The sequence below is a fragment of the Micromonospora sp. CA-240977 genome, from assembly GCF_050942285.1.
Taxonomy (GTDB): Bacteria; Actinomycetota; Actinomycetes; order Mycobacteriales; family Micromonosporaceae; genus Micromonospora.
The window spans coordinates 4,838,974-4,854,632 of the sequence record NZ_CP192055.1; the positions used below are offsets into that span (position 1 = coordinate 4,838,974).

The 15,659-nt window shown below is 69.7% G+C and carries 2 protein-coding genes (both only partly in view); both read left to right on the top strand.

All coding sequences use genetic code 11. The annotated features are described in order from the left end of the window. A protein-coding gene (locus ACQPWW_RS21930) for a non-ribosomal peptide synthase/polyketide synthase (protein ID WP_433125153.1) crosses the window boundary here: on the top strand, positions 1-12,319 show its 3' end. Its footprint begins 12,437 nt before the window's first position; the window shows 12,319 of its 24,756 coding nt (coding positions 12,438-24,756); its start codon lies off the left edge, out of view; it ends in the stop codon at positions 12,317-12,319. Then, on the top strand, positions 12,301-15,659 hold the start of the coding sequence (locus ACQPWW_RS21935) for an amino acid adenylation domain-containing protein (RefSeq protein WP_433125155.1). The gene runs 7,528 nt beyond the window's last position; the window shows 3,359 of its 10,887 coding nt (coding positions 1-3,359); its start codon is at positions 12,301-12,303; the stop codon falls past the right edge of the window. Before ACQPWW_RS21930 ends, ACQPWW_RS21935 begins: the two co-directional genes overlap by 19 nt.

The window sequence follows — 15,659 nt, forward strand, 5'->3', positions numbered from 1 at the left end:
CCTCGGTGGCGACAGCATCCTGTCGATGCGACTGGTCAGCCGGGCGCGAGTCGCCGGGCTCGTCATCTCCGTGCGTGACGTCTTCGAGCACCCGGCCGTCGCGGACCTGGCCGACGTCGCCGCGACCGCGTCCTGGGTGGCGCCGGCCGCGGCGGACACCGCGACCGGTACTGCGGTGCCGACGCCACTGATGGCGGACCTGCTGCGCCGCGGCGGCCCCGTGCGGGGCTTCCACCAGTCGGTGGTGTTCCAGGTTCCGGCGGGTGTGGACGGCGACCTCCTGACCGAAGCGGTCCAGCGGGTCCTGGACCGGCACGACGCCCTGCGGCTGACTGTCACCGGCGACGTGTTGCACGTCCCCGAGCCCGGTGTCGTGGCGGCCGCCGACGTGCTGGTCCGGGTGGACGCCACCGACCTCGACGACGCCCAGGTCCGGACGGCGTGCGGTAAGCACGCGGCGGAGGCCCGCGACCTGCTCGACCCGGCCCGCGGCCACATGCTGCGCGTCGCCTGGCTCGATCGTGGGCCGCGACGTCCGGGACGGCTCGTGCTCGTCGCGAACCACCTCAGCGTGGACACCGTCTCGTGGGGGATCATCGCCGCCGACCTGGCCACCGCGTACCGGGACCCGCAGGTTGCGCTGCCGCCGGCCGGCACGTCGTGGCGCTACTGGAGCGGCGCACTGGCCCAGCACGCGACGACCCCGGCCGCGCTTGACGACATGTCGGCATGGCAACAGGTGATCGGCGACGGTAGCGCGGACGAGGGTCCGACAGTGGATCCGAGCGTGGACACCTGGGCGACAGGTGCGCGGGTCAACGTCGACCTGGAGCCGGAGACCACCCAGGCGCTGCTGACATGGGTTCCCACCGTCTATCGGGCGACAGTCAACGACCTGCTGCTTACCGCGTTCGCCGCGGCGGTGCAGTCCCGACGAGGTGATGCCGGCGCCGTGCTCGTCGACGTCGAGAGCCACGGACGGCACGATCACGTCCTCGGAAGCGGACTCGATCTGACCCGTACCGTCGGCTGGTTCACCAGCCTGCACCCGGTACGGCTGGCACCGCAGGTCGACGACTGGGCGGACCTGTTCCGTGGTGGACCGGCCGCTGGCCGGGCGTTGAGAAACGTGAAGCGGCACCTTCGCACCGTCCCGTCTGAGGGGTTGACGTTCGGCCTGCTCCGTCTCGGCGGCCTGCTCCGCGAGCACGCCCCCGGGTACGCGTTCAACTACCTGGGCCGGATCGTCACCGGCTCCGGCGACTGGGCAGTGGTGGACGGCGATGTCGCCGAGGCGCCGCCGGAGCTGCCACTGGCGCACGCGCTGACGCTCGACGCGGCCGCCCACGAGACGGCCGACGGCCCTCGACTGCACGCGGTGTGGACCTACGCCACGCGTCTGCTCGGGGAGGCCGAGACGCAGGAGCTGGCCGAGGCCTGGCTGCGCTGCCTCCGCGGGCTGGTCGCGTACGCCAGGCAGCCCGGCGCCACCGCGCTCATCCCGGCAGACCTCACCCAGAGCGACCTCCACCAGGAGGAGGTCGACGAGTTCGAGGCAGCGACGGCCGGGCTGTCCGACGTGCTGCCGCTGTCGCCTCTGCAGGAGGGATTTCTGTTCCTGCGGGAGTACGACGACAAGGCGCTCGACATCTACGTCGGTCAACTGGCGTTCGACCTTTCGGGTCCGTGTGAGCCGGATCGACTGCACGCTGCGGCGCAGGCGCTTGTGGACCGGCACGACAACCTGCGTGCCGCGTTCCGGCGGCGGCGCACCGGCGAGTGGGTACAGCTCGTTCCGGGCCGGGTCGATGTGCCCTGGCGGTACGCGGACCTGACCGGCGTACCGTTCGACGACCGCGAGGCACGGGCGGAGGCAATCGCCGACGACGACCGGTGGAGCGGCTTCGAGCTGGACAGGCCGCCGCTGCTGCGGTTCACGGTGCTCCGCCTCGGTGCGGACCGCCATCGGCTGATCATGACAAACCATCACATCCTGCTCGACGGTTGGTCGTTGCCGATCCTCTTCCGCGAGTTGCTGGCGTTGTACGCGTCGGGTGGTGACCCGACCGCGCTCCCCCGGGTCCGCCCCTACCGCGACCACCTGCGGTGGTTGCGCACGCAGAACCGGGAGGAAGCCCGCCGGGCCTGGACGAATCACCTGGCCGGGCTCCGGACACCGACGGTGTTCGCGGCCACCCCGCCCGCACTGACCGAACCGCCACGGCGGCTTCCGTTCACCCTGAGCGCCGCGACCACGGCTGAGTTGACCGAGCATGCCCGGACGCTCGGCCTGACCCTGAACACCGTCGTCCAGGTGGCCTGGGCCCTGACGCTCGCGCACCACACCAACACGACGGACGTCACGTTCGGCGTCACCGTCGCGGGCCGACCGCCGGAGCTGAACGGCGTCGAGAACATGGTCGGCCTGTTCATCAACACGCAGCCGGTCCGCGTCGAGCTCGACCCCGGGGAGAGCATCGCCGCGCTCATGCACCGGGTGCAGCGGGCGCGGAGCGGTCTGCTCGCGCACCAGTGGACGGGCCTGGCCGACATCCAGAGCTGGGTCGGCGTACCGCGCCTGTTCGACACGGCCATGGTCTTTGAGAACTATCCGTTCGACCCCGAGCAGATGACCTCGATGCTCGGCGCCACCGGCCTCGCGGTCGCCGAGGTGCGGGCCGTGGACAGCACCGACTTCACGCTGAACCTGGTCGCGCACACCCGGGACGGCGTGCTGGACCTGCGGCTCGACTACCGGCCGGACGTGTGCGACGAGCAGTTCGCCACCGCGGTGCGGGAGACGTTCGTTCGGGTGTTGGGTGTGGTGGCGGTTGATCCGGGTCGGTTGTTGAGCCGGGTGGACGTGTTGTCCAGCACCGAGCGTGAGCGGGTTCTTGGCTGGTCGACCGGTGCCCGGAGTGAGCAGCCGTCGGGATCTCTGCCGGGGATGTTCGAGGCTCAGGCCGCTGCTACCCCCGAGGCTGTCGCTCTGGTCGAGGACACCAAACAGATCACGTACGCGCAGTTGAACGCGGCGGCGAACCGGCTCGCCCGGGTCCTGATCGCCCGTGGTGCGCGGCCGGAGACCACTGTCGCGTTGAGCATGCCCCGGGGCATCGACCTGATCACGGCCATGCTCGCCACCGTGAAGGCCGGGGCCGCGTACCTGCCCATCGACCCGGACTACCCCGCCGACCGGGTTCAGCACATGCTCACCGACGCCGCACCCGTGCTGCACCTGAGCAGCCTCGACGAGTTCCCCGCCGACGACCAGCCCGCGCACAACATCACCGACGCCGACCGTCTCGCACCCCTGAACCCCCGGCACCCCGTGTACCTGATCTACACCTCGGGCTCCACCGGGGCGCCCAAGGGCGCGATCATCGAACACCAGGCGTTGAGCACCTACCTACGCCGAGCCCGCACCGCCTACCCCGACGCGGCCGGTAGCAGCCTCCTGCACTCACCGATCGCGTTCGACCTCACCGGCACCGCACTGTGGACCCCCCTGATCAGCGGCGGACGAGTACACCTGGCCAGCCTCGAAGAACACGCCGCCCACGGGCAACAACCGACCTTCATGAAGGTCACCCCGTCACACCTACCGATGCTCGACACCCTCCCCGAACGGGTCTCACCCACCGGCACCCTCATCCTCGGCGGCGAACAACTCCACGCCGACGCCCTGCACACCTGGCGAGCCACCCACCCCCACACCACCATCATCAACGCCTACGGCCCCACCGAAGCCACCATCAACGCCGGCGAATACCGACTCCCCACCACCGAACCCCTCCCACCCGGCCCCGTACCCATCGGCCGCCCCTTCACCGACAACCAACTCCTCGTCCTCGACTCCGCACTACGCCTCGTACCCCCCGGCGTCACCGGCGAGCTCTACATCGCCGGCGCGCAACTGGCCCGCGGATACCACAAGCGGGCGGCGTTGACGGGTGAACGATTCGTGGCGAATCCGTATGGTCCGGCGGGCGAGCGGATGTATCGCACCGGTGATCTGGCGCGGTGGAACGACCAGGGGCACCTTGAGTACCGGGGCCGGACCGACCATCAGATCAAGTTGCGTGGTCACCGCGTGGAGCTTGGTGAGATCGAGGCGGTTCTGCTCGGTCACCCGCAGGTGTCCGCAGCGGCGGTGGTGTTGCGTGAGGACCAGCCGGGTGATCAGCGGTTGGTGGGGTACGTCGTGGTGTCGGCGGAGGTGACGGCGGCGGCGTTGACGGCGCATGCGGGTGCGGTGCTGCCTGCGTACATGGTGCCGTCGGCGATTGTGGTGTTGGACGCGCTGCCCACCACCACCAACGGCAAACTCGACCGTCGCGCGTTGCCCGCGCCGGACTACCGCAGCACCGGGCGTGCCCCCCGCACTCCGCACGAGGAGATCCTCTGCGATCTGTTCGCTGACGTGTTGGGGGTGCCGCAGGTCGGTATCGATGACGGGTTCTTCGATTTGGGTGGGCATTCGTTGCTCGCCACGCGTCTGGTCAGTCGGATCCGCGCCACCCTCGACGTCGAGCTACCGATCCGGCAGGTGTTCGAGACCCCGACTGTGGCCACGCTCGCCGCGGCCCTCGACAGCGCCGCGCGTGCCCGGCCTCCGGTCACATCGGTGGTTCCTCGGCCCGAGCGGGTGCCGCTGTCACCGGCGCAGCAGCGGCTGTGGTTCCTGCACCAGCTTCAGGGACCCAGTACCACCTACAACATCCCTACCGCATTGCGTCTGCGTGGGCCGTTGGACACCACGGCGCTGACGCAGGCTCTGCATGACCTGGTGACCCGTCACGAGAGTCTGCGGACCGTCTTCGCCGAGGACCAGCACGGGCCGCACCAGATCGTCCTGCCCCCCGACACCGCCACGATCACCCTGAACCTGCTCCCGACCGATCCCGACCGGTTGGCCGAGGAGATCGACGCCGCGACCCGGCACACCTTCGACCTCGCCACCGACCTGCCCATCCACACCACCCTGCTGCGCCTGGCCGACGACGACCACGTCCTGGTCTTGCTGCTGCACCACATCACCAGTGATGCCTGGTCCCGCCACCCCCTGGCCACCGACCTCGCCGCCGCGTACACCGCCCGCCTGCACCAACACGAACCCGACTGGACGCCGCTGCCCGTCCAGTACGCCGACTACACCCTGTGGCAGGAGAGTCTGCTCGCGGACACCCACGAGCAGCAGCTCGCGTACTGGAGCAGCGCCCTCGCGGATCTGCCCGAACACCTCACCCTGCCCACCGACCGGCCCCGGCCGGCGACGGCCAGCGGGGCCGGCGACCGGGTCACCTTCACCATCCCCACCGACCTGCACCAGGCCATCACCGCTGTCGCCCGCGACCACAACGTCACCCCCTTCATGGTCATCCAGGCCGCCCTGGCGACGCTGCTGACCCGTCTCGGCGCCGGGACCGACATTCCCATCGGCACGCCCATCGCCGGACGCACCGATGATGCTCTGACGTCTCTCATCGGGTTCTTCGTCAACACCCTCGTGCTGCGCACCAACACCGACGGCAACCCCACCTTCGCCGACCTTCTGCGTCGTGTCCGCGACACCAACCTCACCGCCTACGCCCATCAAGACCTGCCCTTCGAACGCCTCGTCGAACACCTCAGCCCCACCCGAACGCTCGCCTACCACCCCCTCTTCCAAACCATGCTCACCGTGAACAACACGGACTTCCAGGCTGCCATCGACGCCGCCTCCGGACTTCCCGGTCTGGACACGGAGTTGCTCGACCTTTCGATCCACGGAGCGAAGGTCGACCTGGCGTTCGGGCTGGTCGAGCACCGGGACGCCAGCGGGGAGCCGGCGGGCATCGCGGGGGTCCTGGACTACAGCGTCGACCTGTTCGACAAGGGCACCGCCGAGTCGATAGCGGATCGTCTCGTTCGGGTGTTGGGTGTGGTGGCGGTTGATCCGGGTCGGTTGTTGAGCCGGGTGGACGTGTTGTCCGTCGCCGAACGTGAGCGGGTTCTGGGCTGGTCGACTGGTGCTCGGGGTGAGCAGCCGTCGGGATGTTTGCCGGGGATGTTCGAGGCGCAGGCCGCTGCCACTCCCGAAGCGGTCGCTCTGGTCGAGGACACCAGACAGATCACGTACGCGCAGTTGAACACGGCGGCGAACCGACTCGCCCGGACCCTGATCGCCCGTGGCGCCGGGCCGGAGACCACTGTCGCGTTGAGCATGCCTCGGGGTATCGACCTGATCACCGCCATGCTCGCCACCGTCAAGGCCGGGGCGGCGTACCTGCCCATCGACCCGGACTACCCCGCCGACCGGGTCCAGCACATGCTCACCGACGCCGCACCCATCCTGCACCTGAGCGGCCTCGACGAGTTCCCCACCGACGACCAGCCCGAACACGACATCAGCGACGCCGACCGTCGCGCGCCGCTGAACCCGCGGCACCCCGTGTACCTGATCTACACCTCCGGGTCGACCGGGGCGCCCAAGGGCGCGATCATCGAACACCGAGCGTTGGGCACCTACCTACGTCGAGCCCGCACCGCCTACCCCGACGCGGCAGGTAGCAGCCTGCTGCACTCACCGATCGCGTTCGACCTCACCGGAACCGCACTGTGGACTCCTCTGGTCAGCGGCGGACGAGTACACCTGGCCAGCCTCGAAGAACACGCCGCCCACGGGCAACAGCCGACCTTCATGAAGGTCACCCCGTCACACCTACCAATGCTCGACACCCTCTCCGAACGGGTCTCACCCACCGGCACCCTCATCCTCGGCGGCGAACAACTCCACGCCGACGCCCTGAACACCTGGCGCGCCACCCACCCCGACACCACCATCATCAACGCCTACGGCCCCACCGAAGCCACAATCAACGCCGGCGAATACCAACTCCCCACCACCGAACCCCTCCCACCCGGCCCCGTACCCATCGGCCGCCCCTTCACCGACAACCAACTCCTCGTCCTCGACTCCGCGTTGCGTCTCGTTCCGCCCGGGGTCACCGGCGAGCTGTACATCGCCGGCGCGCAACTGGCCCGTGGGTATCACCGGCGGTCGTCTCTGACCGGTGAACGATTCGTCGCCAACCCCTACGGCCGGCCGGGCGAGCGGATGTACCGCACCGGCGACCTGGCCCGGTGGAACCACCACGGACACCTCGAATACCACGGCCGCACCGACCACCAGATCAAACTGCGCGGTCACCGCATCGAACTCGGCGAAATCGAAGCCGCTCTGCTGAACCACCCCCAGGTCTCCACGGCGGCGGTCCTGCTGCGCGAGGACCAACCCGGTGATCAGCGCCTGGTGGGATACGTCGTGGCGTCGCCGGACATCACGACCGCGACGCTGACCGAGCACGCCGCCGCTGTGCTGCCGGCACACATGGTCCCGTCGGCGATCGTCACACTCGACCACCTCCCCACCACCACCAACGGCAAACTCGACCGCCGCGCCCTACCCGCACCGGACTACCGCAGCACCGGACGCACTCCCCGCACCCCCCACGAAGAAATCCTCTGCGACCTGTTCGCCGACGTGCTGGGCGTGCCACAGGTCAGCATCGACGACAGTTTCTTCGACCTCGGTGGGCACTCCCTGCTCGCCACCCGCCTGGTCAGCCGGATCCGCGCCACCCTCGACGTGGAGCTACCGATCCGGCAGGTCTTCGAAACCCCCACCGTCGCCACGCTCGCCGCGACCCTCGACACCGCCGCACACGCCCGACCCCCGGTCACGAAGGTGGTCCCCCGACCCGAACGCGTCCCGCTGTCACCGGCACAGCAACGCCTGTGGTTCCTACACCAACTCCAAGGACCCAGCACCACCTACAACATTCCGACGGCGCTGCGCCTACGCGGGCCGCTGAACACCACAGCCCTCACCCAGGCCCTGCACGACCTCGTGACCCGTCACGAGAGTCTGCGGACCGTCTTCGCCGAGGACCAGCACGGGCCGCACCAGATCGTCCTGCCCGCCGACACCGCCGGGATCATCCTGAATCTGCTCCCCACCGACCCGGACCGGCTGGCCGAGGAGATCGACGCCGCCACCCGGCACACCTTCGACCTCGCCACCGACCTACCCATCCACGCCACCCTGCTGCGCCTGGCCGACGACGACCACGTCCTGGTCCTGCTGCTGCACCACATCACCAGCGACGCCTGGTCCCGCCACCCCCTGGCCACCGACCTCGCCACCGCCTACACCGCCCGCATCCACCAACACGAACCCGACTGGACGCCCCTACCTGTCCAGTACGCCGACTACACCCTCTGGCAACACCACCTCCTCGCCGACACCCACGAACAGCAACTCGCCTACTGGAGCACCACCCTCGCCGGCGTACCCGAACACCTGGCCCTGCCGACCGACCGGCCCCGACCACCCGCCGCCACCGGCAACGGCGACCGGGTCACCTTCACCATCCCCACCGACCTGCACCACGCCATCACCACCCTCGCCCGCGACCACAACGTCACCCCCTTCATGGTCATCCAAGCCGCCCTCGCGACCCTGCTCACCCGTCTCGGCGCCGGCACCGACATCCCCATCGGCACACCCATCGCCGGACGCACCGACGACACCCTCACCCCCCTCATCGGGTTCTTCGTCAACACCCTCGTGCTCCGCACCAACACCGACGGCAACCCCACCTTCACCCAACTTTTGCACCGCGTCCGCGACACCAACCTCACCGCCTACGCCCACCAAGACCTGCCCTTCGAACGACTCGTCGAACACCTCAGCCCCACCCGGACGCTCGCCTACCACCCCCTCTTCCAAACCATGCTGATCTTCGATTCGACAGGCGACTCCGGTGCGGGGGTGACGTTGCCCGAACTGACTGTCACACGCGAGGAGACCAGGACCGGCAGCACCAAGATCGATCTTGGCTTCGCGCTTACCGAACGCGTCGATCCGGACGGCGGGAGGTCGCTCGCCGGTGTGCTCGACTACAGCACCGACCTGTTCGAACCGGACACCGCGCGTTCCATCGCCGACCGGCTGGTCCGGGTGCTGAAGGCCGCCGTCGCGGATCCGCACCAGCCGATCAGCCGGGCCGAGCTGCTGTCGGCGGACGAGCGTCGACGAGTTCTGCACGAGCAGAACGACACCGGATACCCGACGCCGACCGGCACACTGGCATCGCTCTTCGCGCAACGGGTCGCCCGGCATCCGCAGGATCCCGCCGTCACGAGCGACGGCGTGACAGTGAGCTACGCCGAGCTCGACGCTCGGGCCAACCGGCTCGCCCACCACCTGATCGCCCGCGGCGTCCGGTCCGGCGACCCGGTGGTGATGCTGATGCGGCGGTCCGTCGACGTGGTCGTGGCGACGTTGGCCATCACGAAGGCGGGCGGGGCGTACGCGCCGCTGCACGACACGTACCCCGAGGATCGGATGCGGTTCGTCGCCACCGACACCGGTGCCACGCTTGTGGTGACGGACTTCGACGAGCAGGCACGCGCCGCGCGGCTCGGTCTGGATGTGGTGATCGCGGACGACCGGGCCGCCCTGGCGAGCTATCCGGACCACGCTCCGGCAGTCGCCGGGCATCCCGACGACGCCGCGTACGTCATGTACACGTCCGGCTCCACCGGCCTACCCAAGGGCATCGTCACCACCCAACGGGGTGTCGTGGACCTGGCCCTCGATCCGTGCTGGACGCCGGGAACCCATGAGCGGGTGCTGCTGCACGCCCCGCACGCGTTCGACGTGTCGACGTACGAGATGTGGGTGCCGTTGCTGGCCGGCGGCACTGTGGTGGTCGCGCCGGCCGGCGCGCTCGACCACGCCTCGCTGCGCCGGCTGCTCGTCGACGAGCGGATCACCGCGGTGCACCTGACCGCCGGCTTCTTCCGCGTCCTGGTCGAGGAGGACCCGAGCTGCTTCGCCGGGGTACGCGAGGTGCTGACCGGCGGCGACGTGGTGTCGCCGGCCGCCGTCGCGGCGGTCCTCGCGGCACGGCCGGAGCTTGTCGTGCGGCAGCTGTACGGCCCCACCGAGACGACGCTGTGCGTGACCCAGCACGAGGTACGGGCGCCGTACGTGCCCCAGGCGGTGTTGCCGATTGGTCGGCCGTTGCGGAATACGCGGATGTTGGTGCTGGATGCGGGGTTGGGGGTGGTGCCGCCGGGTGTGGTGGGTGAGTTGTATGTCGCGGGTGTGCAGTTGGCGCGGGGGTATCTGCGTCGGGGTGGGTTGACCGCGCAGCGGTTCGTGGCGAATCCGTTCGGTGAGCCGGGTGAGCGGATGTATCGGACCGGGGATCTGGCCCGGTGGAACCGTCGTGGTGAGTTGGAGTACGCGGGGCGTACTGATGATCAGGTCAAGATTCGTGGTTTCCGGGTGGAGTTGGGTGAGGTCGAGGCCGCCCTCGCCGATCATCCGGGGGTAGCCGCGGGTTGTGCGGTGGTCCGGGAGGACCGTCCGGGTGATCGCCGGTTGGTGGCCTACGTCATCGCGAAGGCTGATGCTTCGCTCGACCTGAGCGGGGTGCGGGAGTCTCTGCGGCGGGTGTTGCCGGAGTACATGGTGCCGGCGGCGGTCGTGGCGATCGACGCGTTGCCGTTGACGGCGAACGGGAAACTGGACCGGGCCGCGCTGCCGGCACCGGACTACGGTGCGGTGTCGGTGCGGCGGGCGCCGACGAATCCGGTGCAGGCGCTGTTGTGTGACCTGTTCGCCGAGGTGTTGAACCTGGGCGAGGTGGGGGTGGACGACAGGTTCTTCGACCTGGGCGGCGACAGCATCTTGTCCATCCAGTTGGTCAGCCGGGCCCGCGCGGCCGGACTCACGGTCTCCATCCGGGACGTCTTCGAACACCAGAGCGTCGCGAACCTCAGCGCACTCACCCCCGATCACCAGCCCACCAGAACAACGGACGTCGACCCGTGTGGTCCAACACCACCAACACCGGTCATCGCGCAGGCCCTGCAACGCGGCCCCCTGGCGATCTCACACCAGTCGATCGTGGTGCAGGCACCCGCCGGACTCGACCCGGAACGGCTGCGCCGGGCCATCGACACGGTCATCGATCACCATCACGCCCTGCGGCTCACCGTCACCGGTACGGATCTGCACATTCCGCCGCCGGGCAGCATCACCGCACCCATCGCGCATGTCGACGCGAGCGGGCATGACGAGGCCCGGATCCGCGCCGACCTACCCACCTACGCCACCACCGCCCGCGACAACCTCGACCCCACCCGCGGGCACATGCTGCACACCACCTGGATCAACCGCGGCCCGGACCAACCCGGTCTGCTGCTGCTCGTCGCGAACCACCTCAGCGTCGACACCGCGTCCTGGCCCATCATCACCACCGACCTCGCCCACGCCTACCACCACCCGCACACCCCACTCCCACCGGTGAACACCTCCTGGCGGCAGTGGACCACCACCCTCACCACCCTCGCCAACACCGACACCACCCTCGACGACCTGCACACCTGGACCAACCTGCTCCACGACGCCCCCACCACCACACCGGTGACCGGCGACGACACCATCACCACCAGCGACCACATCACCGTCGACCTCGACCCCGACACCACCCAAGCCCTCCTGACCTGGGTCCCCACCATCTACCAGGGCACCATCAACGACCTCCTGCTCACCGCCCTCGCCATCGCCGCCACCCACCACCAACCCCACGACAGCATCACCGTCGACCTCGAAAGCCACGGCCGACACGAACACCACGCCCCCGGCACCGACCTCACCCGCACCGTCGGCTGGTTCACCACCCAACACCCCGTACACCTCACCCCCCACATCACCGACTGGGCCGACCTCTGGAACGCCGGACCCACCACCGGACGCGCCCTCCGCACCATCAAGCAACACCTACGCACCATCCCCCACGACGGCCTCACCTACGGCCTGCTCCGCCACACCAACCCCCACCTCCCACCCCACACACCCCACTACTCCTTCAACTACCTCGGCCGCATGACCACCCACCAACCCACCACCAACCCACCCACCACCACCCACAACTGGCAACCCCTCGCCCACGGCATCGCCCCCCGCCACCCCCACCAACCCCTCACCCACCCCATCGACATCACCGCCGCCACCCACGTCACGGAGAGCGGCCTGCGCCTACACGCGACATTCACCCTCGCGACCCGGCTGTGTGATCGGGAGGAGATCGAGGAGCTGGCACAGACCTGGCTCCGCGCCCTCCGGGTCCTTGTCGCCCACGCGCGCCGCTCCGACGCTGGCGGACTGACTCCCGCCGACCTCACCCACAGCACCCTCGACCAAGACGAGATCGACGAGTTCGAGGCCGAGCTCGAGTCCGAATGGGAGATCCAGAGTTGAACGCCACCCGCCGGATCGAAGACGTCCTGCCGCTGTCACCGTTGCAGGAGGGATTCCTCTTCCTCCGTCTGTACGACGAAGGTGAGCTGGACGTCTACGTCTCGCAGCTCGCGTTCGACCTGGACGGGCCGTGCGATCCCGCGCGCCTGCGCGCCGCCATCGAGGCCCTGTTGCGCCGGCACGCCAACCTGCGGGCCGCGTTCCGGCAGCGCAACACCGGCGAGTGGGTACAGCTCATCCCGCGTCACGTCGAGGTGCCCTGGCAACACGTCGACCTCGGCGAGCTACCCGAGAGCGACCGCGAGAGCGAGGCCACCCGGCTGGCCGACGACGACCGCTGGCGCCGCTTCGACCTGCGCCAACCACCCCTGCTCCGGTTCACCCTCATCCGCCTCGGCCCCGACCGACACCGCCTGGTCATGACCAACCACCACATCCTGCTCGACGGCTGGTCCATGCCGATCCTGCTCCGCGAACTCATGACCCTCTACGCCAGCGACGGGGACACCACCGCGCTGTCCCTGATCCAGCCGTACCGGGACTACCTGACCTGGCTGGGCAGCCGCGACGCCGACGCGGCGCGTTCGGCGTGGACCGGCTACCTCGCGGACCTCGCCACGCCGACGATCATCGCGCCGAATCCGCCGGCGCTGACCAGCCCACCGCGGCGGCTACCGTTCACGATCGACGCCGGGACGGGCGCGACGCTGGCCGGCTACGTGCGCCGAGCGGGCCTGACCATGAACACCGTCATGCAGGCCGCCTGGGCCCTCACCCTCGCCCACCACACGAACACCACAGACATCACCTTCGGCACCACCGTCTCCGGCCGGCCCCCGGAGATCGACGGCATCGACACCATGGTCGGCCTGTTCATCAACACCCAACCGGTCCGCATCACAGTGCACCCCCACGACACCATCACCGAACTGCTGCACCACACCCAGAAACGGCACACCACCCTCCTCGACCACCAGTGGACCGGCCTCGCCGACATCCAGAACTGGGCCGGCGTCCCCACCCTGTTCGACACCGCAATGGTCTTCGAGAACTATCCGTTCGACGCGGACGAGATGGCCGGGACGCTCGACACGACCCAGCTGCGGGTGTCCGCGGCGGAGGCGCGTACCGGCTCCCACTATCCGCTGACCGTGATCGCGTCGATGCGCGGTGACCGCCTCGGCTTCCGGGTGGAGCACCACCCGGACATCATCTCCGAGGCGGACGCGCAGTCGATCGGGCGGACGCTGGTACGGGTGATCGAGGCGATCGCCGCCCAGCCGACCGGCACGCTCAGCCGGCTGGACCTGCTGCCGGCGGCCGACCGGCACCGCATCCTGCACGATTGGGCCGGCCCACGGGCGGACCTGCCCGAGGTGGGCCTCCCCGGGTTGTTCGAGGCGCAGGCCGCGCGGACCCCGGACGCCCCGGCGCTCCTGCACGGCCCGACGTCGGTGTCCTATCGCGAACTCAACGCGTCGGCGAACCGACTGGCCCGCGCGCTGATCGCCGGTGGCGCCGGTCCCGACACGACTGTGGCACTGTGCATGCCACGGGGGATCGATCTCATCACCGCGATGCTTGCCGTCGTCAAGAGCGGCGCGGCCTACGTGCCGATCGACAGTGGCTATCCGGCCGAGCGCATCGCCCACATGATCGACGACGCCGCCCCCGTCCTGACGCTGCGGACGCTGGACGGCCTGGACGTCGCGAGCCGGTCAGCGGAGGATGTCACCGACGCGGACCGGACGAATCCGCTGGACCCGCGCCACGCGGTCTACATCATCTACACGTCCGGCTCCACCGGGCGACCCAAGGGCGTCATCATCGAGCACCGTGCCCTCGGCGCCTACCTCCACCGTGCCGGGACCGCTTACCCGGACGCGGCGGGCAACTCGCTGCTGCACTCGCCAATCTCGTTCGACCTCACCGGCACCGCACTGTGGACGCCGCTGACCACCGGCGGTCACGTACACCTCGCCAGCCTCGAAGAGCACACCGAGCAGGCGACCCGGCCGACGTTTGTCAAGATCACCCCGTCTCACCTGCCGCTCCTCAATGCGTTGCCGCCGCAGGCCTCACCCACCGGCACCCTGATCATCGGCGGTGAGCAGCTCCTCGGCGAGGCCCTCGCACCGTGGCGGGCGAGCAACCCGGGCAGCACGGTCCTCAACGCGTACGGCGCGACCGAGGCCACCATCAACTCCAGCGAGTACCAGATCCCGCCGGGCATGGAGTTGCCACCGGGGCCCCTCCCGGTCGGCCGGCCCTACCTCAACACCCAGATCTACGTGCTGGACGGTGCGCTGCGACCGGTGCCGCCGGGGGTGCCCGGCGAGATCTACATCGCCGGCACGCAGCTCGCCCGCGGCTACCACCGGCGGCGGGCGCTCACCGCCGAGCGGTTCGTGGCCAATCCGTACGACGAGCCCGGCAGCCGCATGTACCGCACCGGCGACCTCGGCGCGTGGGACGACGACGGCATCCTGCGGTGCCTCGGACGCACGGATCACCAGGTCAAGGTCCGCGGCTTCCGGATCGAGCTGGGCGAGATCGAGTCCGCGTTGAACGCCCACCCCGCGGTGGCTCAGGGTTGCGTCATCCTGCGTGAGGACCAGCCCGGTGACAAGCGCCTCGTCGGCTACTACGTCGCCGACGAGGAGGTCGGCGACGCGGTGACCGAGCACCTGGCCGGGCTGCTGCCGGACTACATGCTCCCGGCGGCGCTGGTCCGGCTGGACGCCATGCCGATGACCACGAACGGCAAGCTGGACCGCCGCGCGCTGCCGGCACCGGAGTACCGCACCGCGGGCCGCGCCCCCCGCTCGCCCCGCGAGGAGATCCTGTGCGATCTGTTCGCGGAGGTGCTGCGGTTGCCGCAGATCACGATCGACGACAGCTTCTTCGACGTCGGCGGGCACTCGCTGCTTGCCACCCGCCTGGTCAGCCGAATCCGGGCGACGCTCGGTGTGGAACTCGCGATCCGGCAGTTGTTCGCCACGCCGACCGTTGCCGGGCTGGCGGCGGCACTCGACAGCTCCTCCGCCGTCATCCGCCCCGCGGTGACCGCCGTCCTGCCTCGCCCGGACCGGATCCCGCTGTCGTACGCGCAGCAGCGGCTCTGGTTCCTGCACCAGCTCCAGGGGCCGAACGCCGTCTACAACATCCCCACCGCGCTTCGGCTCACCGGCGTGCTCGACGTGCCGGCGCTCAACCGGGCCCTGCACGACGTGATCGCCCGGCACGAGATTCTGCGGACCGTCTTCGGCGAGGACGAGCACGGCCCGTACCAGCGGGTGCTGGCGGCGGACGCGGTCCGGCCCGCGCTGCCCGTGCGGGA